This window comes from Candidatus Flexifilum breve (assembly GCF_016713355.1).
The window spans coordinates 1,549,341-1,570,976 of the sequence record NZ_JADJPI010000035.1 but is presented as its reverse complement, the minus strand read 5'-3'; the positions used below and the strand labels follow the sequence as shown (position 1 = coordinate 1,570,976).

At 58.9% G+C, this 21,636-nt stretch carries 21 protein-coding genes; 8 read left to right on the top strand and 13 right to left on the bottom strand.

What is annotated here, in order from left to right; all coding sequences use genetic code 11:
• The first annotated feature begins 77 nt into the window (after window positions 1-77).
• From IPK17_RS29690 to IPK17_RS29675, 4 genes are all read left to right on the top strand, one after another.
• Complete coding sequence (locus IPK17_RS29690) at window positions 78-407, top strand: hypothetical protein (protein ID WP_343421318.1); 330 nt, start codon at window positions 78-80, stop codon at window positions 405-407.
• Window positions 408-680: 273 nt separating this feature from the next.
• Window positions 681-2,120: a glycosyltransferase family protein gene (locus IPK17_RS29685; RefSeq protein WP_343421317.1), complete on the top strand. Its 1,440-nt coding sequence runs from the start codon at window positions 681-683 to the stop codon at window positions 2,118-2,120.
• Complete coding sequence (locus tag IPK17_RS29680; RefSeq protein ID WP_343421316.1) at window positions 2,120-3,643, top strand: hypothetical protein; 1,524 nt, start codon at window positions 2,120-2,122, stop codon at window positions 3,641-3,643. The genes IPK17_RS29685 and IPK17_RS29680 overlap by 1 nt, the downstream gene beginning before the upstream one ends.
• Window positions 3,644-3,728: 85 nt before the next feature.
• Entirely contained in the window at window positions 3,729-4,583 is an 855-nt protein-coding gene (locus IPK17_RS29675) for a hypothetical protein (RefSeq protein WP_343421315.1), read from the top strand.
• A 7-nt stretch (window positions 4,584-4,590) separates the two neighbouring features.
• On the opposite strand, the gene IPK17_RS29670 is transcribed toward IPK17_RS29675, so the two are convergent.
• From IPK17_RS29670 to IPK17_RS29660, 3 genes are all read right to left on the bottom strand, one after another.
• A complete protein-coding gene (locus IPK17_RS29670) occupies window positions 4,591-4,737 on the bottom strand; it encodes a hypothetical protein (protein WP_343421314.1) in 147 nt (48 codons plus the stop codon).
• A 298-nt stretch (window positions 4,738-5,035) separates the two neighbouring features.
• Window positions 5,036-5,254, bottom strand: coding sequence for a hypothetical protein (locus IPK17_RS29665; RefSeq protein ID WP_343421313.1), 219 nt, complete (start codon window positions 5,252-5,254; stop codon window positions 5,036-5,038).
• A gap of 21 nt (window positions 5,255-5,275) precedes the next feature.
• The gene (locus IPK17_RS29660; RefSeq protein WP_343421312.1) at window positions 5,276-5,575 is read right to left on the bottom strand and encodes a hypothetical protein; all 300 of its coding nucleotides are present in this window, start codon (window positions 5,573-5,575) and stop codon (window positions 5,276-5,278) included.
• Window positions 5,576-5,690: 115 nt separating this feature from the next.
• Between IPK17_RS29660 and IPK17_RS29655 the strand changes: the two genes are divergently transcribed.
• Window positions 5,691-8,348: a LuxR C-terminal-related transcriptional regulator gene (locus tag IPK17_RS29655; protein ID WP_343421311.1), complete on the top strand. Its 2,658-nt coding sequence runs from the start codon at window positions 5,691-5,693 to the stop codon at window positions 8,346-8,348.
• A 15-nt stretch (window positions 8,349-8,363) separates the two neighbouring features.
• Here IPK17_RS29655 and IPK17_RS29650 read toward each other — a convergent pair whose 3' ends face one another.
• The 6 genes from IPK17_RS29650 to IPK17_RS29625 form a co-directional block, all read right to left on the bottom strand.
• A complete protein-coding gene (locus IPK17_RS29650) occupies window positions 8,364-9,272 on the bottom strand; it encodes a DMT family transporter (protein WP_343421310.1) in 909 nt (302 codons plus the stop codon).
• Between the two features lie 217 nt (window positions 9,273-9,489).
• The gene (locus IPK17_RS29645; protein ID WP_343421309.1) at window positions 9,490-10,191 is read right to left on the bottom strand and encodes an RraA family protein; all 702 of its coding nucleotides are present in this window, start codon (window positions 10,189-10,191) and stop codon (window positions 9,490-9,492) included.
• A gap of 23 nt (window positions 10,192-10,214) precedes the next feature.
• A complete protein-coding gene (locus IPK17_RS29640) occupies window positions 10,215-11,378 on the bottom strand; it encodes a mandelate racemase/muconate lactonizing enzyme family protein (protein WP_343421308.1) in 1,164 nt (387 codons plus the stop codon).
• Window positions 11,379-11,384: 6 nt separating this feature from the next.
• On the bottom strand, window positions 11,385-13,241 hold the full coding sequence (locus tag IPK17_RS29635; RefSeq protein WP_343421307.1) for an ABC transporter permease: 1,857 nt from the start codon (window positions 13,239-13,241) through the stop codon (window positions 11,385-11,387).
• Window positions 13,242-13,498: 257 nt separating this feature from the next.
• Window positions 13,499-14,911, bottom strand: coding sequence for an ABC transporter substrate-binding protein (locus IPK17_RS29630; protein WP_343421306.1), 1,413 nt, complete (start codon window positions 14,909-14,911; stop codon window positions 13,499-13,501).
• 202 nt (window positions 14,912-15,113) lie between these two features.
• Window positions 15,114-15,767, bottom strand: a complete 654-nt coding sequence (locus IPK17_RS29625) for a GntR family transcriptional regulator (protein WP_343421305.1) — start codon at window positions 15,765-15,767, stop codon at window positions 15,114-15,116.
• Between the two features lie 158 nt (window positions 15,768-15,925).
• Between IPK17_RS29625 and IPK17_RS29620 the strand changes: the two genes are divergently transcribed.
• A complete protein-coding gene (locus IPK17_RS29620; RefSeq protein WP_502749321.1) occupies window positions 15,926-17,203 on the top strand; it encodes a mandelate racemase/muconate lactonizing enzyme family protein in 1,278 nt (425 codons plus the stop codon).
• A 152-nt stretch (window positions 17,204-17,355) separates the two neighbouring features.
• Here IPK17_RS29620 and IPK17_RS29615 read toward each other — a convergent pair whose 3' ends face one another.
• The 4 genes from IPK17_RS29615 to IPK17_RS29600 form a co-directional block, all read right to left on the bottom strand.
• A complete protein-coding gene (locus IPK17_RS29615; RefSeq protein ID WP_343421304.1) occupies window positions 17,356-17,559 on the bottom strand; it encodes a hypothetical protein in 204 nt (67 codons plus the stop codon).
• Between the two features lie 22 nt (window positions 17,560-17,581).
• Window positions 17,582-17,815 (bottom strand): hypothetical protein, encoded by a 234-nt coding sequence (locus IPK17_RS29610; RefSeq protein WP_343421303.1) that lies wholly within the window; start codon window positions 17,813-17,815, stop codon window positions 17,582-17,584.
• 255 nt (window positions 17,816-18,070) lie between these two features.
• Window positions 18,071-18,322 (bottom strand): hypothetical protein, encoded by a 252-nt coding sequence (locus tag IPK17_RS29605; RefSeq protein WP_343421302.1) that lies wholly within the window; start codon window positions 18,320-18,322, stop codon window positions 18,071-18,073.
• A 43-nt stretch (window positions 18,323-18,365) separates the two neighbouring features.
• Window positions 18,366-18,623: a hypothetical protein gene (locus IPK17_RS29600; protein WP_343421301.1), complete on the bottom strand. Its 258-nt coding sequence runs from the start codon at window positions 18,621-18,623 to the stop codon at window positions 18,366-18,368.
• Window positions 18,624-19,217: 594 nt separating this feature from the next.
• Between IPK17_RS29600 and IPK17_RS29595 the strand changes: the two genes are divergently transcribed.
• Both IPK17_RS29595 and IPK17_RS29590 read left to right on the top strand, forming a co-directional pair.
• Window positions 19,218-20,225: an ArsR/SmtB family transcription factor gene (locus IPK17_RS29595; RefSeq protein WP_343421300.1), complete on the top strand. Its 1,008-nt coding sequence runs from the start codon at window positions 19,218-19,220 to the stop codon at window positions 20,223-20,225.
• A gap of 39 nt (window positions 20,226-20,264) precedes the next feature.
• Window positions 20,265-21,554 carry an ABC transporter substrate-binding protein gene (locus IPK17_RS29590; RefSeq protein ID WP_343421299.1) on the top strand — a complete coding sequence of 430 codons (1,290 nt, stop codon included), beginning with the start codon at window positions 20,265-20,267 and terminating at the stop codon, window positions 21,552-21,554.
• Window positions 21,555-21,636: the final 82 nt, after the last annotated feature.

The window sequence follows — 21,636 nt, the reverse complement described above, 5'->3', positions numbered from 1 at the left end:
TGGTCGATGTTCGCAAAATCCGAAATCGGGTGTAGGATAGTAATGAATATTGTAATGACACATGACCAGAGGAGACGATGATGGCGGAATATGTACTGAACGACAAACAGCGACACCTGTTGAGAAGGCTCGCGCCGGGACTAAAGCAAGCACAAATCGGCTTGGAGTGGAACGTCGTCATGGGGGCGAACATCACCGCCATTTTCGAGAGTGGCAAAATCAATCTTCGCTCGTTAGGTTGGCATCACGCAAATCACGAGGACTTCGAGCAGTTCGTGGATCAAGGTTTCTTTCGCGTGACGAAACACAACCGCATCGGCCAACCGCTGGGCTACGCCTTGAGTGACAAACTCATTATTGCCGCGGTTGAGAATAACTTTCTCCTCCCCGACCCAATGGCAAACTAAAAAGTGTACGGAAAGCTGGCTCGTAAAATTAGGTGTGCGCCAAACGGCGCACCATCTGACGATGACAGCGCTTATGGCTCGACGTCTAGCGTACACCTATTCTTATAGGTCGGCTTTCCGTGCATTTTGACCCTTAGATATGGCGAGTAATTATCCACGATTTCAGTTTATTGCGCCCACCGAACCTTGATTGAGATATACTAGCTGCAGCGCCAGCGCCATTACTGTTTTGGGGTATTGCAGCACACTATGATGGTCCGTTCACGGCATGTCATGCAAGCAGCCTTCATCATTGCCCTGCTTGTCGTACCGGTTTTCCTCCTCATCATCTCAACCCAGACTACGGACGAGTTGAATTACCTCGATAACTTCTGGTATCTCAACCGCGCCCGTCTCATCTGGCAGGGTATCTTGCCGGATCTATTTGTCTACACCTTGACCTATCCCAGTCTCGTAGGGTTGGTCAATTTGTTCGTCGCTGATGTGCTGTTGGCCGGGATGCTCACCAATGCGTTTCTGTTGTGGTGCATTTTACTGGGTGTCTATTTACTAGGTTGCTGGCTGTACAAGGATCGGCGGGTGGCTTGGCTGGCGGTCACGCTCGTGCTTGTCAATGCTTCACTTCTGGACACCCTGCGCCTGTTCTGGGCAACGGTCTCCTTCACAGCCGCAACCGTCTGGTGTCTCGTCGCCGCGGTGTTGGTTACGCGTCAACCTCGGTTTGGCACGGCTGTGCTTTTCGGCGCTGTGCTGGCATTGGCTGTCTACACAAGGGTTGAGGGGGTAACCTATGCTCTGTTCGTGCCGGCGACGGCCTGGCTGATTTTCAAGCAGCAGGGCTATCGGGCTGCACTGCGCGCCTTGATTACCACGAGTGTAGTTTTTGCGGTCTTGTGCCTTCCTTTTGCACTCAACTTTCTCTACATTCGCAACAACATCAATGCCGAATTGAGTACAGCCGTGACTGGCGTTTTTACGCTGCTGGATCGCACCCCAGTTGAGTGGCCCGTCATTTGGCGGCGCGTCACCGACACGTTGACTGGCTTGCTCTCCCATTGGTCAACGCTGGCGTGGTTGATCGGCATCGCTGGATTGCTGTGGTCTACGCCACGTTACCGAACCGCCCAATGGATCTGTGCAGCCTTGATTGTTCTCAATCTGCTGTATTCCTTCCTTCTGTCGATCTGGCCTTATCCCATCCACGTCATCTTTTACCTGCCTTTGTTCGGGTTAATCCTTGCGAGCACCTTGATTCAGCTTACGGAACGAGGCCGGTGGTCGCGGCGGCTCGCAGTCGTGCTGCTCATTGTACTGCTCGTGCCCAACCTGCAGTACGCTGGCCGCCGCGCTGTGGAAGTGCCGGTCATGGCGTATCGAACCTCAGCCAGCGCGGCCACCGGCGCGGCACTCGATGGGTGGTTGGTCGAGCAAGGCTGGTACGAGCAACCAATCTATACCTTTTGCGACTCAATCTTGTCTTTTAGTCATGCGCGCTTGCAGTTGATTTATCGCTTGCAGTTCGCGACCGGTTGGGACACGCCGGAGCACCTGCTTCCGCGACTTTGGGCAGAAAACGCTCTGCTCATGGTCTGCGGTAACCAAGTCTATTTCCCGGATTGGCGCCCCCTGCTTCAGCAAGCAACGCCGTCGGGGCTGGTGGAAGCCGGACGGTTTGAAAACTTCGTTTTTTATCGTCCCGACGAGGCGAACTGATGCGCCGATCGATGTTAGCGAGCGCGGCGATCCTGCTGCTGGCTGCCCTACTACGCCTGAATGCGGTCACTTACGGCTTAAGCGATGTGTGTCTCACTGTGCCGGAAGAATATTGGCTGTTCGCTGCCGAGCAAACCACCTCACTATACAACTGGAACATTGCGCCGCAAGGTGCCCTAACGACCTTATCCGGTCGAATCCCGCCGAGACCGCTCCTCTCCGCCGAAGCGCAGCTTGCAGATCGGCTTGGACTGCGGCTTGCGGGCGTCGTGGCAGGTCTCGTGACCGTCGCCCTGATACTGCGCCTGGGCCGCAGCTTAGGGTCGAATTGGTGGTGGGCGGCGGGCTTGTTCACCGCGGTAGCACCCTGGCAGGTCGCCAGTGATCGCTGGATAACACCATATGATGCGGCACCGCTGGTTTTGATGCTGAGCGTATGGGCGTATGGGTTAGGTGAAAGCACTCGCTCGGGTTGGCGGCGAGCCGCCCTCAAAGGGGTGTCGACGGCGGCTGCTCTCAGCTTACTGCTCATCGCGCCGCCGCTCTGGTGGTTAGCGGTCTTGATGGTGGTGCTCCCGCCGCGACCCCATTGGCGGCTGATTCTTTTTCTGCTGCTGGGCGGGATTGTCGTCTTCCCGGCGCTGCAAACGCCGGAATTGTGGCTGGCAGCGGCGGCGCGGTGGGATCTGGGCGTTACCTCGGCGTGCATCCTCGTAGGTTTGCTATTGGTTCTGTGGTGGCGCCGCCATCTGTCGCGCTGGTATATCAGCGCTCTGGTGGTAGTCAGCCTGTGTGCGGGCGCAGTCACACTATATCAGACGACTCAGCTCCCACAGCCAACGGCTGAGGAATGGGAATTGGTGCGTTGGCTGCAAAACCGCATTCCCGATGATGAAGTCGTGCAGTTCGATTTCACCGTCTGGCATCTTGCGCCCGTTGTGGCTTGTCCTATGGGAGCGGACATCCGGTTTCAAGCCCAGTCCATGCCGGTCGAGTTTTTCGATGTGCGTGAACTGGCGTCACCATATTACTTGATCAGCAATCGCGTCGATGCCGTCTCTAAAATGCCGTACATCAGTCAGGTCGGTGAGCACTTCTGGATCGGACGTAGACTCGCTTTACCAAATGTAACCGACATCGGGTTTGGCGAACTCGTTCATGTGCTCGGTTATGAGCTGGTGACGACGAGCACCACACCCGCGGGAACGGTTGATCTGCGTATTGATTACCAGTTTGGTGCGAACATCACACCGGATGTCCTCGCCTATGCCGCATTTGTTCACGTCACGCCCGAAAACGATCCACTCACCAATTCGGTGAACATCAGCGACCCGTTTTTTGCTGAGTCGGGGAACACCGGGTCACGGCGCGTGATGCTCAACCATCACATTCGTTTTTCGCTGCCCCCCACGATTCCGGCGGGTGTGTATGCTGTGCGGTTGGGGATTTTCAATGTGTACACGGGTGAAAAGGTGGGCGAGGAGCTAATCTTGGGTGAGCTGGTAGTTACGGGAATCAATTAGGTGCAATTACATGACGTTGAAATTATGAACCCCACACTTTATCTCTAAAGTATCGGCACTATTCCAGCTGGATCGACGCGATTACGTGTGGTTAGGTGTTCTGGTTGCGCTTGCCATCATCGTCCAAGGGCGGATGCTGCGGCTTCAGTTTTCCACCCCGGATGGCGATTTTGTCGGTCATGTGCGTATCGCGCGGCGGATTGTCGAAGAAGGGGTGTTGGAAGGCCCGCATATTGTTTATCACGTGATTGTGAACACGCTCACGCTGGTCATTGGCGACCGAACAACCGCCGGTTTATTGGTGGTCTTAGCAGCTCAGGTCGTGCTTCTGCCCATCATCTATGGTCTGCTGCGTCCGGTCATGGCCAACACTGCACGCGGGGCGCTTCAGACCGCCGTGTTTACGGCCGGACTGGTGTTCGTCGCGCCGCTTGCCTTACCGACTTTAGCCGAGAACAACTTCTATTTTGGCTATGTGGTCGCGAATGCCATTCATAGTCCGACCACCATTGTGCTCAAACCGTTCGCGCTGGGCGTTTTGGTGGTAATTTTGGCTGGTTTAAGCAATCGACTGCGCTTCACGTTCTTGACTTGGCTCGGCGTTACGGTGTTGGTCACCCGCTGTCTTTTCACCAAGCCCAATTACATGTTGAGCTTGCTTCCCGCTTTGATTCTCTTGGTTGGGTATCGCTTTTGGCGCGGGGAAGCGGCCAACACAAAGCTCATCGTCTCGGCTGTGATTGTGCCGACTGTTCTACTGCTGATCGCCCAATATGCGCTGGGATTTAGTGACGCGGAGGCCGGTATTGCAGTTGCGCCCTTCAGCGTCGTTGGCCATTTGACTGGCTATGGAGTCCCCCCAACTCATTCTCTTATTCTTCCTGTCGATCCTGTTTCCGCTGCTGGTTGTGCTGTATCGCTGGCACACGGCACGGCGTGATGTCGGTCTAGTCGTCAGTTGGCTCGCTTTTCTGGCTGGCGCGGTTCAGATGTACTTTTTGTCCGAAACGGGCGTGCGCCAGTGGAATGGCAATTTCTGGTGGAGCGCCCAGATCACCTTGTTTGTTCTCTTTGTCTATTCCGCCATCTTTCATCTTCGGGAAGCAACTCAGCATCCCCGCAGGTTTGATAAACTCATCACAGGCGTGTTCGGTTTACACGTTCTTCGAAAGCGCCTGATCCACCTACAGATTGGGCAGAATCGCCAGCGCCCGGCAGTCGTGGCGCTAGCGCCAATTCGCTGTATAGTGGAAGCATGCGGAAGTCAAATATAAACTAAAGTGGTCTTTCGAAAGTTTTAATGTATCGGCAGATCTATTTGTCTGCTCGGTTTCGGGCGCACACGCAGGTGCGCCCCTACATCCGTTCGTGGATTTCTTTCGAGAACCTACTTTAGATGGGGCGACCAGCCACCGTACTGAAGGATTTTTTGTGGGCGATGGCGTTCAGAATCATCTGCATCGCCTTGACAAGGCGCGCGGGGCGCACTTGCCGCCACTGGATGCGTTGCCGGCGTTCGGTCAGTCCTTCGGATTGACGCATCTGCTCACGCAGGTGCTGCAGGTCGTTGATCCGCTGCTTGTATTCATGCGACATAAAGTAATCGCTCATGATCAGGATACCTTTCTCAGACTACGCTTCGGACTTGCCGAAAGTCACCCAACGGCGGCGCGCCACCAGTGCCGGGCGGTGTGCCGATTGAGTCGTCTGACTCAATTGACGGAGGGCGTCGGCGGCTTCGCGGCTGTTCGGATGGATGTAGAGCGCGCGTTCCAGACAATACAACTGCTCGTCGCGGGATGTCAGCTTGGACGCCCAGAAGAGCCAATCGACTTCCATGTTCGAGTCTTCCTGCAGTGCTTCCACGAAGTCGATACTTGGATCGGTGACACGATTTACCGGGAACAGGGATTTGGTAGACTGCGGCGCCATCTGCAAATTCCTTTCGTCAGTACTCACAACGTTGTCTTATTCATAGCAGAGTGTGACCCGTGGAGTCGTCCTACCAGGGTGGAATAAACGGGATGGAGGGGGTGAAGAGTTCAACATGATCAGCTCACCGAATCAAGTACGACGCATTCAGCAACTTCCCGTCATGGCGACACCGTTTGTCGGCAGGCAGACCGAACTGGAAGAACTGCATGAGCTTTTGACGCAGCCTCGCATCCGCCTGATCACCATTTTGGGCGCGGGCGGTATCGGCAAGACGCGCCTCGCCCTTGAAGCCGCGCAGCGCCACCGCGCGCTGTTCGCCGATGGCCTGTCGCTCGTTACGCTGTCTATGCCGACGACAGCCGATGAGCTGGCGCTGTTGATCGCGGAAACGCTCGACTTCCAGACGCAGACGGGCGATCTGCCGCCCGCGCAGCAGGTGTTGGAGTTCATCAAGTCACGGTCGCTGCTGCTGGTAGTGGAGAATGCCGAGTACCTCGCCGAGGCGGCGATGTTCGTCGGCACACTGGTCGATACTGCGCCGGGCGTCAAGCTGCTGGCGACCTCGCGGCAAAAGCTCAACCTCTCAGCGGAGAGTCTGTTCCCGCTTGGTGGGATGGATCTGCCCGCCGACGATTCCGGCACGGATGTGTTCGCTTCCGGCTGTGTGCACCTGTTTATGGACAGCGCGCTCCGAGTGCGGCCGAGCTTCGAGCTGTCGCCGGCTGATCAGACCGCTGTTGTGCACATCTGCCAGTTGGCGCAGGGCATGCCGCTCGCCATTGTGCTGGCGGCCAGTTGGCTCCCGCTCCTGTCGCCCACCGAAATTGCGCGGGAGATGCAGAAGAATCTCGATATCTTGCAGACGGATTGGCGCGACGTACCTGAACGCCAACGCAGTGTGCGCGCAGTTTTCGATGCGTCCTGGCGGCTGTTGGAGGCAAACGAGCAGCGCGGGTTGCTGCGGCTGGCGGTGTTTGCGCATGGCTTCACGCGCGATGCTGCCGAGCAGGTCGCGGGCGCGGATCTACGCATGATGATGAACCTGTTCAATAAGTCGCTGGTTCAGCGTTTGGTTTCGACCGGACGCTATGAATTGCATGAACTGCTGCGTCAGTATGCGCTGGAACGTCTGCGTCAAGCCGATGACGAGCACGCCGTGTACGCCACGCACAGCCAGTATTTTCTCAATCTGGCTGCGGGGCTGACCGCGCAGATCACCGGGCAAGGGCAGCTTGACGCGCTTGACCGGATCGAGGCGGACTTCGAAAACCTGCGCGCGGCGTGGCTGTGGGCAGTCGAACACGATGAACTGGAGACCGTGGCGCGCGCGCTGGACAGCTTGTTCTGGTACGGCATGATGCGCAGTCGGTACGCCGCGCTGGAAGCGATCTTCGCGCCGACTCTGGCGATGCTGGCGGGGCGTTTGACCGGCAGCGCTGGCACATTACGCGCGCAAATCGAAGTGCGGATGTGCTGGATGCGGCGCTGGCGCGAAGGAGCGCCGCTCAACCCGCTGATCGTCGACGAGCTCGAAGCGCTGCTGGGATCGCTGCCCGCCGCGAGCGTCGACCGCGTGCTGGGACTGATACTGCTCGGCGATGCGCTCGATGCGACGGCAAGCGATCCCGACCGCGCAGAGCAGGCGCTGGCCGAGGCATATGCGCTCGCCACTCATCTGCGCGATGAATTTTACGCGGCGTGGGTGCTGCACTTTCAGGCGCGGCATGCCGGGCGGCGTGCCGGAGTGGAGCAGAGTCTCACGCTCGGGCGCCGGGCGGTCGAACTGCGGCGGGGACGCGGCGACCTGATCGGTGCGTGCTATTCGTTGTACAACGTCAGCATCGACTTACTGCTGCTCGGGCAGGCGGACGCCAGCATCACCGTGGCGACCGAACAATTGGAACTCAGCCGTAAAGTGCGGGAATGCTCCAGCATTCTCATGGCGCAAATCACGTTAGGGCTGCATGGGCTGCTCGATGCGCGCTTTGAGGAGGCACGGTTGTTCACCGAGGCGAGCGCACGCCTTGCCGCTGACCTGAATCACCCGTTGGGAATCGCCTGGACGAACCTCATTCGTGGGCTGCTGCGCTGGTTCGACGGTGATTTCGATGGCGCGTTTGAGTTGCTGAGCGAGAGTGTCGATCTGGCGACGCATGATACCGTACGCTTTTTCCTCGATTGGGGCTTCACGCTGATCGAGCGCCCGGGCGCGGAGCTACAGGCACAGCGAGTGCGTTCGTTGAGTTATGCGGTGCGCATCGGCGCGCGGGGGGCACAGCGGCTGTGTCTGCCCGCTTGGGCGCGCGCCGCCGCCGCGATGGGAAATGATCAGACGGCGGCCGCCTTGTTAGGTCTGGCCGAAGGGGCGGGCGGTTGGTTAGGGAGCTGGCTCGACCTCACCGGTCTGCCAGCGCAGCTTGAGCGGCGCATGGGCGCGGAGGTGTTCGACCGCGCTGCGGTTCAGGCGGCGGGGGCGGACATGGGATCGGTAGCTGCTGCGCTGCTCACCGCTGCGGATGGCGGTAGTGGCGGTGCGGTGCTCACCGATCGTATTCGGCAGGCCAATGAGCAGTTGATCGAGCCGCTCTCCGAGCGTGAGCTCGAAGTGATCCGCTATATCGCTACTGGTCTGTCGAACCGTGAAATCGCGGATCAACTGGTGGTCGAACTGAGCACTGTCAAGAAGCACCTGACGCACATCTACGGCAAGTTGGAGGTGCTCAACCGAGCGCAGGCGATTTTACGCGCCCAGCAGCTCGGTCTGGTCTAGAGGCGGCGGGCGCGCTCAGCTTTGCGGGACGACGGTGCGTGTAGGGCGGGTCGTTAGTCGCAGCGCAGGCACTCGAATGGCGTTGGCGCCGAGGACGAGCACCGCGCCGAGCGAAATGATGGCGAACGCGGCCAGTGAATTGATGGAGAGCACCTCGCGACCGAGCAGGATGCCCCAGATCACGGTGAACGGCGATTCGAGAAAGCTGATCATGCCCATCAGCGCCGGGCTGAGAAAGCGGCCACTCCACAAGGTGATGGCAGCACACAGGATTGTCCCGATCAGCGCGGAGAGGATCACCGGGGCCAGCACATCGATGGAGAGCGAAAAGCGCGCCTGATCGGTCACCACAGCGAGGCCAATCGATAAGCCAGCGACCACGACGGCGGAGACCAGACTCATCACGCGCCAGTCTTCGTGGGCGTAGCGACTCAGCAGCAGCAGATAGACGCCAAAGGCGAGGGCGCGCAAGACGCCGAAGAAATCACTGGCAATGGTGCCGTCCGGCGTGTAGAGCAGCAGCCCTCCACCCAGCAGGACGACCAGACTACCGATCACAGCCGCAACGCGTACGTTTGGCCGTCGGAACAGGAGGGCACACAGCGGCAGGAAGGCGACGTAGAGACTGCCGAGAAAGACCACGCGCCCCGCCGAACCAAGCGCGATCCCCTGCGTATCCGCCGCGACCGCAACCGTGAACACTGTGCCGAGCAGCGCGCCGCCCTGAATAGCGCGGCGTGTCAGCGGGATGCGCTTGATGAAGCAGAAGCCGCCCAACAGGAGGCTGGCGAGCAGGTAGCGTTCCGCGTTGAAGGCGAGCGGGCTGGACGCTCGAACTGCCGACTGCACAAACCAGGCTTGCAGGCCGTACCACACGGTGACGAATAAGCTCATGCCAATGGCCATTCGGGCGTACTTGTTCATTCTGTGCCTCCATCCTCGCTGAGATGACTCTCACGTTAGCGGGATGCGGCGGCACTGTCTTTCGCCTTAGGTGGAATTCGCGGCAGAGGAGGGGGTGAATCGGGGTGGGAATGAGGCAGGAGCGTATTTCACAATTGGTGGAATTACGCTCCTGCCTCGTCTCGACACTTGAAAACCTACCCCTGTCTGAGGGGCGCTGATCGAGAAACCAATCGTCTTACGCGCGTCCCCACTTGTTGAAGGCTTCATCGAAGGAGACACCGCGGGCGAAATCTTCGCGCATGCCTTGTTCGCGCCGTTCAACATCTTCGACCTTGACGAGCGCTTCCATCGCGATCTCTTTGGGCACCACGATCACGCCGTCCGCTTCCCCGATGATCCAGTCACCGGGAGCGACGCGCACGCGCGCCGTCAGTGTGCCGGGCATAGCAATCGGCTCGTTTAAGGCGGTCATGCGCCAGCGCTTGTTCGACTCAATCGGCGAGGTGCCGCGCACGCACGGCGTAAAATCGGGGATGACTTCCAATCCGAGGTAGTCGCGGATGAACGAGTCGATGACGATGCCATGCGCGCCCCCTTGCTTGAGCGCCCAACTGGTCATTTCCCCGAACTTGCCGGCGTGCAGCTCGCCGCCCGTCTCGACCACGACCGCGCAGCCGGGATACAGCGCCCCGCGCAGCGCCTCAAAGTAGTTCCCCGTCCAATTGGCGGTCTCGGCGCCGTGCAGCGGCGGGGCATACGGGCTTCCCTGCACGGTGATCACTTGTCCGGCGAGGTGCCGCTGAGGAAACAGCGGCCGGATGCCCAGATCGAGGCACTGGTTGGGGTAACCCATCGCATTCAGCGTATCGTACAGGTTGGTCACCCGGATTTTATCCCAGCGCGCTTGCACCTCAATCACCGAAGGTTGGTCTGACATCACAGAATTCTCCAAGCACACAATCAGTCGAAGTAAGTATCGTCGTTCCAGAGCAGGGCCTTGGCATTCTTGGCGTTGAGTTCGACGCCGATGCCGGGGCGGTCGGAGACGCGCATGAACCCCGGCTCAATAAAGGGCTGGTCGCCGTCGCACAGATCGTTCCACCACGAAATCATCCGTCCGTGAAACTCCAGCACGAGGAAATTCGGGACGGACGCCATGACATGACAGGCGGCCATCATGCCGAGCGGCGACGAGACATTGTGCGGTGCGATAGGAATATAGTGCGCATCAGCGATATCGGCAATGCGTTTGGCTTCGGCAATGCCGCCCGCCTTAGCCAGATCCGGCATGATCACGTCGGTCGCTTTGCGCTCAAACATTTCCAGAAATTCAAAGCGCGTGTATTGATTTTCACCCGTGCAGATCACCGTACTGCTTGAGCGGCGCACCTGCGCAAGTGCGTCGAGGTTTTCGGCGGGCACGGGTTCTTCGAGCCACAACAGGCGCAGCGGTTCGACCGCTTTCGCCAGCGTGATCGCGGACGGCAGATCGAATTGGCCGTGACAGTCGATGGCGAGATCGGTGGCATAGCCGAGCGCCGCGCGCAGTCCCTCGATCAGCTTGATTACTTGATTCATCTCGCGCGCGCCGACTGTCCAGTTGTACGGATCGAGCTTGCCTTCGACGGCGTGATCGACGTCGAATTTGACCGCCGTATAGCCTTCGGCGACGACCTCCAGTGCCTTATCCGCGTAAGCCTGCGGATCGCTCGTCTCACCGGCATGACAGTCGGCGTACAGGCGCAGCTTGTCGCGGAATTTGCCGCCGAGCAGTTGGTAGATCGGCACATTCAGCGCTTTGCCGACAATGTCGTAGAGCGCGTTGTCGATGCCCGTGAGCGCGAAAATGAGCGGCGCATGGCTCGACCCGCCGTAGCGCCCGCGCCGCCGCAGCTTCTCGTATATCAGGTTGATGTTGAACGGGTCTTCGCCGATCAACAGGGGTTTCATGGCGAGGATGGCCGCCTTGGTCGCGAAGCCGGAAAAGCCCGGTCCGCCCGAATTGCATTCGCCGGTGCCAACGATGCCCTGATCCGTATAGATGCGGACAAACGTCCATACGCTGCCGCCGCTGTCCGGCTCTTCACGACCGATGACACAGGCTTGCACGTCCGTGATTTTCATGTCCCGTTATCCTTTGACGCTGCCAGCGGTCAACCCGCCGACGAGATAGCGTTGTGCGTAGATGTAGACGATGACGACGGGAATCGCCATCATCAGCGATGCCGCCATGAGCTGACCCCAAGGATAGATGTCGCCGAACACCAGCAGCTGCAGACCTACCGGGAGGGTTTTCAGGCTGTCGCTGGTGATGAAGACGAACGCATATAGAAACTCGTTCCAGGCGTTGGTGAACGCGAACAACGTGACCGAGAGCAGCGCGGGCGCGGCGAGCGGTAGAGTCACACGGCGGAACGCGCCGAAGCGGGTTGTGCCGTCGATCAGCGCGGCTTCTTCCAATTCGACGGGGATGGAGCGGAAATAGCCCATCATCACCCACGTCGCGAACGGCATGAGGAAGGTCGGATACGTCAGGATGAGCGACGAGTAGTTGTTGATTGCGCCGAGATCCGTGAGGATGCGGTACAGGGGGATGAACAGGAGCGAGGCGGGGAGCAGATAGGTGATGAGCAGCAGCGTCGTGAGCAGACCCGCGCCGAGGAAGCGCAGGCGCGCCAGCGCGTAGGCGGCAAGCGCCGCAATCACAATTGACAGCGCCGTGCTGCTGACGGCGACGATCAGCGTATTGCGGAACCACGTGAGGAAGGGGGTATCGCTTAGCAAACTGCGATATTGTTCAAACGTCCACGGATCGGGCACATAAATCGATGTGAAGCGTTGAATCTGTAAGTCGGTTTTGAAAGAAGTGACGAAAATCCAGTAGAACGGAAACAGTACGAAGATGAACACGGGAATCAGCATGAGCAGACGGGTGCTCACGCCAAAGACTTCCCACTGCGAACGCCGAAGTCGGGGCTGACCATCGCCTTTCGCTGGCACCAGCAGGCGCATGAGGGCGCTCACGCCCTGTTCCAACCACTGCAGCGGCAGCAAGACCAGATCCAATACGAGGCCGACGAACCGGTTTCCCCATTCGCCAATTCGATCAAACACCGTGACTTTTTCCCGGACCTGCACCTGCTCGCTCGGACGCATCACACGGGCCAGCACGAAGATCAGCGCGGCCATGAAGGGCGCCATGCTGAGCGCGGTCGCGACGCCGGGACCAAAGCGCAGCCCGACAATCGCCTTTTCGTAGGCGAGAATTGAGAACATGCGCGTCGCGCCGCCGGGGCCGCCACCTGTCATCAGGTAGATGAGGCCAAAGGTATTGAAGGTGTTGATGAAGGACAGCAGCAGCGTCGTGATGATCACGTAGCGCAAGCCCGGCATGGTGATGTGCCGGAAGCGCTGCACCACGCTCGCGCCGTCCACTTCAGCCGCCTCGTACTGCTCCCGGTCAATCGCTTTGAGACCCGCGAGCAGCAGAATGACGAAAAAGGGAATCCCTTTCCATACATTGACGGCGATCACACTGGGCATGGCTAAACCGGGTTCGGCCAGCCACGCCACCGGGCGGTCAATGATCCCGAGGCTCTGCAGAATGGGGTTTAGGCCGCCGAAGACCGGATCGTAGATGCTGCGCCACGTCAGCGCGGTGACGACCTCGGGCACAATCCACGGCAGCAGAATGATCGCGGTCAGGATGTTGCGTCCGGGCAGTCGTCCATGCAGCAGCAGAGCAATGCCAATCCCGATCACAAACTTGATGCTGACGGAGGCGAGCGTGAACACGAGCGTGTTGCGGACTGAGCTGATGAAGTCGGTATCCTGAAAGAGGCGCGCGTAATTGTCAAACCCGACAAAGACTTCGGTGCGCGTGATCAGCGAACGCGTCGTCATGCTCAATTGCACGGCGTTGATGAAAGGGTACAGGATCAGCCCGCCCATGATGAGGACGATCGGGATCACGAAGGGAATGGCCATTTTCCAGTCACGCCCTAAGATGCGTGAGAGTGAACTCGGACGCACCGTTCGTGCCGACTGGTAAAGATTGCTCGAGGTTTTCAGTCTTTTCGACTGATCCATTGGCTTTCTCTTTCGCTTGTGCCATTGTGATGGCGCGTTTGGAGTTGGAACCCGCTGTTGACCCAGCTTCTTCGTTCTTGATCACAGCGGGCGGGACATGTCCCGCCCTGATCGAAATGCGAAAAGCTGCGCGTGAGGGGTGTGTTCGACACCCTCTACGACTGCGGGACGCCGCCTTCTTCGAAGATCTGCACGATGCGGTTGTGGGCGTCTTCGACGGCCTGCGCCGGGGTCATCGCGCCAGTGGTGATGTTCGCCATCATCTGGCTGGTGACCGCCGCGCCGTCAATGGCGTCGATGAGCGCGTTGGGCGGGGCGGGATGCGACCGTCCGTAGAAGATGTCCTCGTTCAGTAGAATGTCACGGAACACCTGGAAGTTCGGATCGGTCCCGAGCACATCGTCCGTCCAGAGATTTTCGTACGCGGGGAGGAACAGGCCGCCGCCGTTCTGCGCCATGGGAACGTAAACCGACGGGTCGAGGAGGTGGTAGATGAGGGATTTCGCGGCGTCGAGGTTGCGCGCGCCCTTGAAAATGGTGAGCCAGCCGCTGCCGCCAGCTTCGAGCAGGCGACCGTCGATCGTCAGCGGGTTGTGCAGAACCGCGGTATTTTCGAAGACCGGGTTGCCGTCGGCCTTCGCCTTAGCATAGACGCTCGGTTGGTTGATCGTGAGCGCAATCGTGCCCGCTAGATACGCTTCGTTGTTGCTCGTATCCGTCCAGCTTTCCACGCCGGGCGGGAGCATCGGGCGGAAGCGGTCACTCATGTAGGTTTCCGCCAGCCATTCGACCCCCGCTAGCGTTTCCGGCGTGTTGAAGTTCACACGTAGCCCGGTTTCGTCGGTGAAGCTGCCGCCGAAGCCCTGAATCACGGAGAGGATCAACCCGTGCGCGTCACCGCTGCGGTTGACCGTCAAGCCCCAGCCCCACAGGTTATTGTCGGGGTCGGAGACTTCCAGCGCCGCTTCACGCCGCGCATCCCACGTATCGAGCGTATTCACGTCGATGCCGTGGGCATCAAACACATCGCGGCGGGCGAACCACGCGCCAGTCACGCTCATGAAGGGCACCGCCCACCATTTGCCGTCGATCTTGGCATTGAACTCGGCGATCCGCGGCACGACCAGCCCATAGCGGCTGATCAGTTCCTCGACCACGTCGGACACGTCTTCGACGATATCCAGCGCGTACATCTGCGGGATGCTCAGTACGTGATAGCCGAGGTCGGGCGGGTTGCCCGCCTGAACGGCCGCCAGCATCTTCGCGGTGAAGTCGCCGAACAGTTCCGGGTTGGCCGTGGAAATGTCGAGGCCGATGCCCTGTTCTTCGGCAAAGCTGACGACACCCTCGCGGAACATCGTCTGCACCACTTCAAAGTATTCGGTCTTGTGAATGACGGTCAGCGTACCTTCCGCCCCAACGGGCAGGGGCAGCGGTGTCGCCGTAGGGGCGGGCGTGGGGGTTGCATCCTGTGCCATGAGAATTCCGGTTTGAGCGGCGGCAAGCGCGGCTCCCGTTGCGCCAGCGATACGCAAAAACTCGCGGCGGGTCAAATTCTTTTTGCTCATTAGTATGTTCTCCTCAACCAATTGAATTAACAATGTGTTCAGGCGGACACAACCCGCGGCCTAACCCCTTTCCTGTGCCTGAAGACGATTGCACGCGGGCTCAGCACACCCACGTGGACCTACCGTAATTTTTAAGCGCCACTTGTCAACCTTGCGCTCGTCAGCCGCGGCGTGGCGATCCCGCGGCGGCGATCCTCCCGGTCTACGGGATGATTTTCGGCCAGATGAGCATGATATGGTCGTAGACCGCGCACGCGGCCCGTTCGGTGTCATGCTCGCGCAAGGCATCGACAATCGGCTGATGCCGGGTCGCGACCTCGACGTAATCCGGCGAGTAGAGCGGGTGCGACTGCACGATAAACCGCTGAATCTGGTTCGACAGCGGATTCCACACTTGCAGCAGTGAGCGATTGTCGGACCATTCGACGATGGAGCGGTGAAACTCCATGTCGAACTCGGACAGGCTCAGTAGATCGTTGGCGCTCCCGGCGGCCTGCATTTTGCCAATCAGCTCGGCGAGCGTGTCGCATTGCTCCGGGGTGATCTTCTGGGCGACGCGGCGGACCGCGAACATTTCGATGTGGGTGCGCACGACCGAAAGTTCGTACATTTCGTCAAAGGGAATACTGGTCACATAGGTCGCGCTGCGCGCTTTGCGTTCGACCAGACCGTCATGTTCCAGCCGCTGCAAGGCTTCGCGCACTGGGCCTTGGCTGGTGTTCATCTGCCGGGCTATGTCTAGCTCGATCAGCTTCTCGGCGGGCGGCAGTTCTGCTGAGATGATGGCCAGCCGCAAGTGTTCGTACACTTGATCGGCAAGGGATGTCAACCGAATCTCGCGTCGTTGGAAGTGCATCTGATTCACGTTTTTTGAATCCATTATTAATAATCAATCATTGTAAAGAGATTTGGATGGTTGTCAACTTTTGAATCGCGTTATCCTATACACCAATAGTGTGGCGTTGAGCCGCGCTAACCATGCGCGGCTGTGCGCCTTAGTTAGAGGGATAGATTGTGGAAGATCAGCGGCCTTTGGAAAGTCAGGTCAATACTTATTCGCGTCCGAGCGAACTCAAAATCACCGATATGCGCGTGTGTCACCTGCGCGGCCTGCCGATGGACTGTTCCCTGATTCGGCTGGATACCAATCAGGGCATCAGCGGTTACGGCGAAGTGCGCGACTGGGCCAGTCCCACTTACGCTCTGATGCTCAAGAGCCGCCTCATCGGCGAAAACCCGTGCAACATCGACAAGATTTTTCGCAAGATCAAGCAGTTCGGGCATCACGGTCGGCAGGGTGGGGGCGTGTCCGGCATCGAAATGGCGCTGTTCGATCTGGCGGGCAAAGCCTACAACGTTCCGGCGTATCAACTCCTCGGTGGTAAGTTCCGCAGTCAGGTGCTGTGCTACTGCGATACCGACTCGTCACCGGATGGTCGGCAGATGGGGGAACGGCTCAAGCGGCGCATGGATCGTGGTTTCAAGTTTCTGAAGATGGATGTGGGCATCGGCCTGCTGCGCGACGTGCCCGGCGCGTTGAGCGCGCCGCCGGAGATGCTCGACAGCACGACCATCATGCACCCGTTCACCGGCATTCAGGTCACGCAGTTGGGGATCGAATACCTCGTGGAGTATGTGCGGCAGGTCCGGGAGATTATTGGCTATGAGATTCCGCTGGCGGCAGATCATTTTGGGCATCTCACGGTAGAAAGCGCCATCCGCCTGGGACGCGCGCTCGACCGCTTCACACTGGCATGGTACGAAGATGTCATTCCGTGGCAGCTCACCGATCAATGGGTGCGGTTGGCGCAGTCCGTGACCACGCCGCTGTGCACGGGTGAGGACATTTATCTGAAAGAGGGCTTCCGACCGCTGCTCGAAGCGCATGGCGTCTCCGTCATTCACCCGGATCTCGCGACGGCGGGCGGTCTGCTGGAGACCAAGAAAATCGGGGATCTGGCGCAGGAGCACGGCGTGGCGATGGCGATGCACTTTGCCGGGTCACCCGTGTCATTTCTCGCCAATATCCACTGCGCCGCGGCGACCGAAAACTTCTACGTGCTGGAGAATCATTCGGTCGACATTGACTGGTGGGATAACCTGATCTCCGGGATCACCGCGCCTTTGATTCAGGATGGCTATGCGCGTGTGCCCGAAACACCGGGGTTGGGCTTCACTGATGTACAGGAAGCGGCGCTGCAGGACTGCATCGATACGGCGCGGCGCGGCGGCTATTTTGAAGCCTCCACGGATTGGGATGACGAACGCTCGCATGATCGGTTGTGGAGCTAGTCGCGGGGCTGCGCGAGCATCCACGCTGAAAATCGAAGCGCGGACACGGTTACTTCAATGCTCCAACCGTGTCCGCGGAGAAAGATCTGCTCGCAATGAGCTGACAGCGCTCATTGGGGATATGTAGGCAGGGCGGCGCACCTGCCGCTGAGTCATGCGCTGTGCTGGGTGAAGTTCGGGTTGTCGCTGTCAAACCGCTCGCGACGAATGCGACCCAATTCGCTGTGCAGTTGGGTGAGGTCGGCATAGACGGTCTCACGTTCGAGCCCGGTTCGTTTCATGGCGTTGAGGAGTTGACTGGTGAGCAGTTCCAACTCTTGCAGTTTCTTGGGGGGCAGTTCGTTAAGGCTTTCCATCTTGAATTCCTTGGTTCAGCAGCTAAGCGTCCTCATGGGCGGCTTGATACGCAGCGATGCCTGCGGTTGTGATGTGGATCTGATTGTCAGCAGGTTTCCCGATCCACGCGGCGAGCGGCGGCTGATGCTCGATGAGCCGTTTGACCGTCGCCAGCAAACCCACATACCGAACGGGGCTGGAGGTGCGGTCACGATGCTGGTAGAGCACAGATAATGCAACCCATTCAAGGTAGGAGAGGGGTTGGCTAGTTTCCATTGGGGCACGCCTTTGCCACGGCACTGTGAGTCGAGAGCAAACCTGTGGGGTGCTATTTGATGAACGGGGAAGACCTGAACAACCGCTCAGGCATTAGCGGCTCTTCAGCAAGTGTCACCAAATCTGCTGAAATCTGTGATGTGACCATCAGTGGACATTCGTACTGGTAAGTAATTGTACTCATAATCTCGCCGCCTGTAAAGTCGCGGCAGGCACCGCAGAGTGGCGCTACTCAGCACCCAACCTACGGTTCGACTAACAACTGGGTACCTCGGCGACACCGGCCAGCGCCAAGCCTTCCGGTTCAATGACGAGGTAGGCGGCAAAGCCTTCACCGCGCACGCCGACATCGAATAGGTGGTTTTCCACGCGCACATACAGCCGGAGCTGCTGGCTGATCACTTTGACGACAGCCTCGCGGGGTGTCAGCGTCCACCCGACCCCGCCCAGCCGGATGATTTGCCCCCGTTGGTCTTTATTCACACACGTGATTTCGAAACCGGACACGTCCGCTGCTCCTCTTGACTGGCTTGGCTCGCTGGCGGGCACGTTAGTGCGGCTTCACCAGGCGCAGCGTTTTGTATTTGGCCACTTCCGGATGCAGCTTCTGCCACGCCACCTGAACCGCGCGGAACACGGCAGGCAATGACTGGCAGTAGGGGCTGTAAGGCTGGGTCTCGTCCGCCGCGCTGACATCATGGGTACAGCCGCACAACGGGCAGCAGACCAGCCAGCGCTGCGTCCCGCGCAGGGTAATCGTCGACGACGGCAAATCGTCAATCACGTCCAGTTTAAAATGCTTTTGCACAGTCATATCCATCACAGGCATGGGGTTACACTTTCTTGTCGGTTGAACAACTCGTGTTTTCACCAGACGTACCAGTCAGCAGTTCCGATAGATGTGACTGCTCACCAACGGGGTGCGGTAATTGAGGTCCTGGGCTGTGTTCGATGGATGGGGAAAACTGTACCGGTGCACAGTATCACGCCAGAGGCATCAAACCTGAGTCAGAGAAACGAAATCAACGTGTTTGCAATACAACGCCAGCGGGATACTTCTCTGCAATATGAAGTGTAACCTAAATTGCCTCAGAAGTAAACAGTCCGTTCAGCCGTTGACCCTCCACACGGGAAGTACCAATTGGTCAGGGTGAACGGAAGCCGTAGTTCGTCCATGAAACCCCGCCGGATCGCATGACCATAACTGGAGCAGCAAACCTGAGCTAGCTGTTGTGATTTATTGACATTGAAATTAAGACAGGTATAATGCAAGAAAACTGGATCGATACAGCAGAACCTGTTGTATTGGCCGAAATCGACATCCTCCACCGGGCACACTGCCGCTGTTTCATTGACTGAAACAGAAAAACTACTGGCAATGCGAGTAGAGTGGTTCACCGCGATGGTACCGGATGCACAACCGGCTGTACGCGCGCTCGTCATCGATCTGCGCCGAAACTCGCGTGAAGTCGGGCAACTGCTCAAAAGTCTAGCCTCGGACAAGCGTCTGGAAATCCTGCGTCATCTGGCCGGGCGTAGTTCCAGCGTCAACGAGATCGCCGATGCGCTCCGCCTGCCCGCGTCCACGGCCACCATGCACATCAAGCTGCTGGAAAAAGCCGGGCTGATTCGCACCGAACTCAAACCGGCCAGTCACGGGCTGCAGAAGATTTGCTATCGCCTGTATGACCAGATCGCGCTCGCGCTGCCGATGGTCGAACCCGTGGCGGAAACCACCATCGACGTGGCGATGCCCGTGGGCGCGTACGTCGACTGCCGGGTGACGCCCACGTGTGGCCTCGCCAGCGGCACCGGCCTCATTGGTCGGTTCGATGACCCCAGCGCTTTCTATGATCCGGAGCGCTTTCAGGCGCAGTTACTGTGGTTCCGTGCCGGGTATGTCGAGTACCGCTTCCCCAATCGCCTTCCGCCGGGCGCGCTGCTCGAAAGTCTGCAAATCAGCCTGGAAATGTGCTCCGAAGCCCCGCTGCACAAAGCGGATTGGCGCTCCGATATCACGGTTTGGGTGAATAGGGTGGAAGTCGGCACGTGGACGAGCCCCGGCGACTTCGGCGAGGAAGCGGGGCAGCTCACACCGTCGTGGTGGGAACGGCGCTACTCTCAGTATGGACTGCTCAAACTGTGGAAAGTCACCGGGGCGGGAGCCTACCTCGACGGCGTGCAAGTCGCGGATGTGACACTCGATCAATTGGCTATTGCTCAGGCGGAATTCATCTCGGTGCGGATTGGCATCAAAGAAGATGCCCAACGGATTGGCGGACTCAATATCTTCGGGCGGCAGTTTGGCAATTACCCGCAGGATATTGTGCTGCGTTTGCGGTTTCGAGAACTGGAACACGAGCCAAAGGAGGCGCAATCGATTCACGTGCACGGCATCGAAAGCAAATGACTACCTGCTGCCGAAAAGGTTAATAGGAGCACAGCTGAAATGTCCAAACGTACGCTTATGTTGATTCTGCTTGGCCTGCTGGCCTTAATGGCCACACCAACCCTCGCGCAAGACGACGGGGGCATGCAACTGCCCGAAGAGTGCAGTACCGTGACCCTCGACTACTGGAATCCCTTCACCGGACCCGACGGTCCGTTCATGGGACAGCTCGTCGACGCCTTTAACAGCGAACACCCGAATATTCAAGTGGCGATGACCACGCAGAGCGAGTATTACACCCAGCTCAGCACGGCGGCGGCTTCCGGCACGCTGCCAGATGTGGCGATTGTCCACGCCGACCAGATCGCGACGCAGGTCTACCGCAACATTCTGCGCCCCATGGACGATATCGTCGAACAGGTGGGCATCAATGGCGCGGATTTCCCGGAAGCGGTGTGGAACGCGGGCGAGGTCAACGGTTCGCGCTATGCCGTGCCGTTGGACATCCACCCAATGACGATGTTTGTGAACACGGATCTGCTCGAACAAGCGGGCTTTGCGGACGCGCCTATGACGGGTGAAGCGTTTGCCGAAATGGCCGCCGCGCTAACCAGCGGCGACAACAACGGCTTCATGCTGACGGCGGGTTTCCCCATCCGCCAGATCTTCGAAATGCTGCTGTACCAATTTGGCGGCACGTCCTTTAACGAAGACGGCACGGAAGCAGCGTGGAACAGCGAAGCCGGGGTGCAGGCCATGCAGTGGCTGCTCGATGCGCAGGCGGGCTATTCGCAGCCCAACCTCGAAGTAGATGCCGAGCTCAATTCGTTCAAGGGCGGCACCGTCGGCATGATCTGGAATGGTATCTGGCAGACGACCAATGTCACGGGCGAAGGCGTTTTCTTCGGCAGCCGGGCGATGGCCGTGCCGCAGATCGGCCCGAATATGGCGGTCTGGGCGGGCTCGCATCAGCTCACGCTGCCGACGCAGGCCGCTGAGGATCCGTGCGTTGATACGGCGGCGGGCATCTTCATTAGCTACCTGCTCGACAACTCGGTGACGTGGGCGCGCGCTGGTCAGCTCCCGGCGAATAACGTTGTCCGTGAAAGCGACGAATTTGCGGAAGTTCAGCCGCAGGCCGATATCGCCGCGGGGTCAGCGGACTACGTGTTCTTCCCGCCGTCCGTGCCGGGCATCACCGATGCTTACGGCCCGCTCGACGAAGCGGTCAGCGCGCTGATGAACGGCAACGCGACCGACATCCAAGCGGAACTTGACAACGCCGCGGAACGCGCCAATCAGATTTTGGAGCAGAACCGCGCGACGTTCGGTGAAGCGCCGTCATCCTAAACGGAAATGCATAGCCCAGCGGGTTGGGGTGGCTCCATCTCAACCCGCTGGACCGCTTTCCGAAAAAGACCCCTCCACTCAT

What these genes read in the sequence shown, in the direction of transcription:
- IPK17_RS29655 (WP_343421311.1), top strand. Translation starts at nt 5,691, where the DNA reads ATGATCAGCTCACCGAATCAAGTACGACGCATTCAGCAACTTCCCGTC.
- IPK17_RS29650 (WP_343421310.1), bottom strand. Translation starts at nt 9,272, where the DNA reads ATGAACAAGTACGCCCGAATGGCCATTGGCATGAGCTTATTCGTCACC.
- IPK17_RS29665 (WP_343421313.1), bottom strand. Translation starts at nt 5,254, where the DNA reads ATGAGCGATTACTTTATGTCGCATGAATACAAGCAGCGGATCAACGAC.
- IPK17_RS29660 (WP_343421312.1), bottom strand. Translation starts at nt 5,575, where the DNA reads ATGGCGCCGCAGTCTACCAAATCCCTGTTCCCGGTAAATCGTGTCACC.
- IPK17_RS29670 (WP_343421314.1), bottom strand. Translation starts at nt 4,737, where the DNA reads ATGAAAGATGGCGGAATAGACAAAGAGAACAAACAAGGTGATCTGGGC.
- IPK17_RS29595 (WP_343421300.1), top strand. Translation starts at nt 19,218, where the DNA reads ATGGTACCGGATGCACAACCGGCTGTACGCGCGCTCGTCATCGATCTG.
- IPK17_RS29625 (WP_343421305.1), bottom strand. Translation starts at nt 15,767, where the DNA reads ATGCACTTCCAACGACGCGAGATTCGGTTGACATCCCTTGCCGATCAA.
- IPK17_RS29680 (WP_343421316.1), top strand. Translation starts at nt 2,120, where the DNA reads ATGCGCCGATCGATGTTAGCGAGCGCGGCGATCCTGCTGCTGGCTGCC.
- IPK17_RS29645 (WP_343421309.1), bottom strand. Translation starts at nt 10,191, where the DNA reads ATGTCAGACCAACCTTCGGTGATTGAGGTGCAAGCGCGCTGGGATAAA.
- IPK17_RS29685 (WP_343421317.1), top strand. Translation starts at nt 681, where the DNA reads ATGCAAGCAGCCTTCATCATTGCCCTGCTTGTCGTACCGGTTTTCCTC.
- IPK17_RS29590 (WP_343421299.1), top strand. Translation starts at nt 20,265, where the DNA reads ATGTCCAAACGTACGCTTATGTTGATTCTGCTTGGCCTGCTGGCCTTA.
- IPK17_RS29690 (WP_343421318.1), top strand. Translation starts at nt 78, where the DNA reads ATGATGGCGGAATATGTACTGAACGACAAACAGCGACACCTGTTGAGA.
- IPK17_RS29610 (WP_343421303.1), bottom strand. Translation starts at nt 17,815, where the DNA reads ATGGAAACTAGCCAACCCCTCTCCTACCTTGAATGGGTTGCATTATCT.
- IPK17_RS29640 (WP_343421308.1), bottom strand. Translation starts at nt 11,378, where the DNA reads ATGAAAATCACGGACGTGCAAGCCTGTGTCATCGGTCGTGAAGAGCCG.
- IPK17_RS29630 (WP_343421306.1), bottom strand. Translation starts at nt 14,911, where the DNA reads ATGAGCAAAAAGAATTTGACCCGCCGCGAGTTTTTGCGTATCGCTGGC.
- IPK17_RS29635 (WP_343421307.1), bottom strand. Translation starts at nt 13,241, where the DNA reads ATGGCCATTCCCTTCGTGATCCCGATCGTCCTCATCATGGGCGGGCTG.
- IPK17_RS29615 (WP_343421304.1), bottom strand. Translation starts at nt 17,559, where the DNA reads ATGGAAAGCCTTAACGAACTGCCCCCCAAGAAACTGCAAGAGTTGGAA.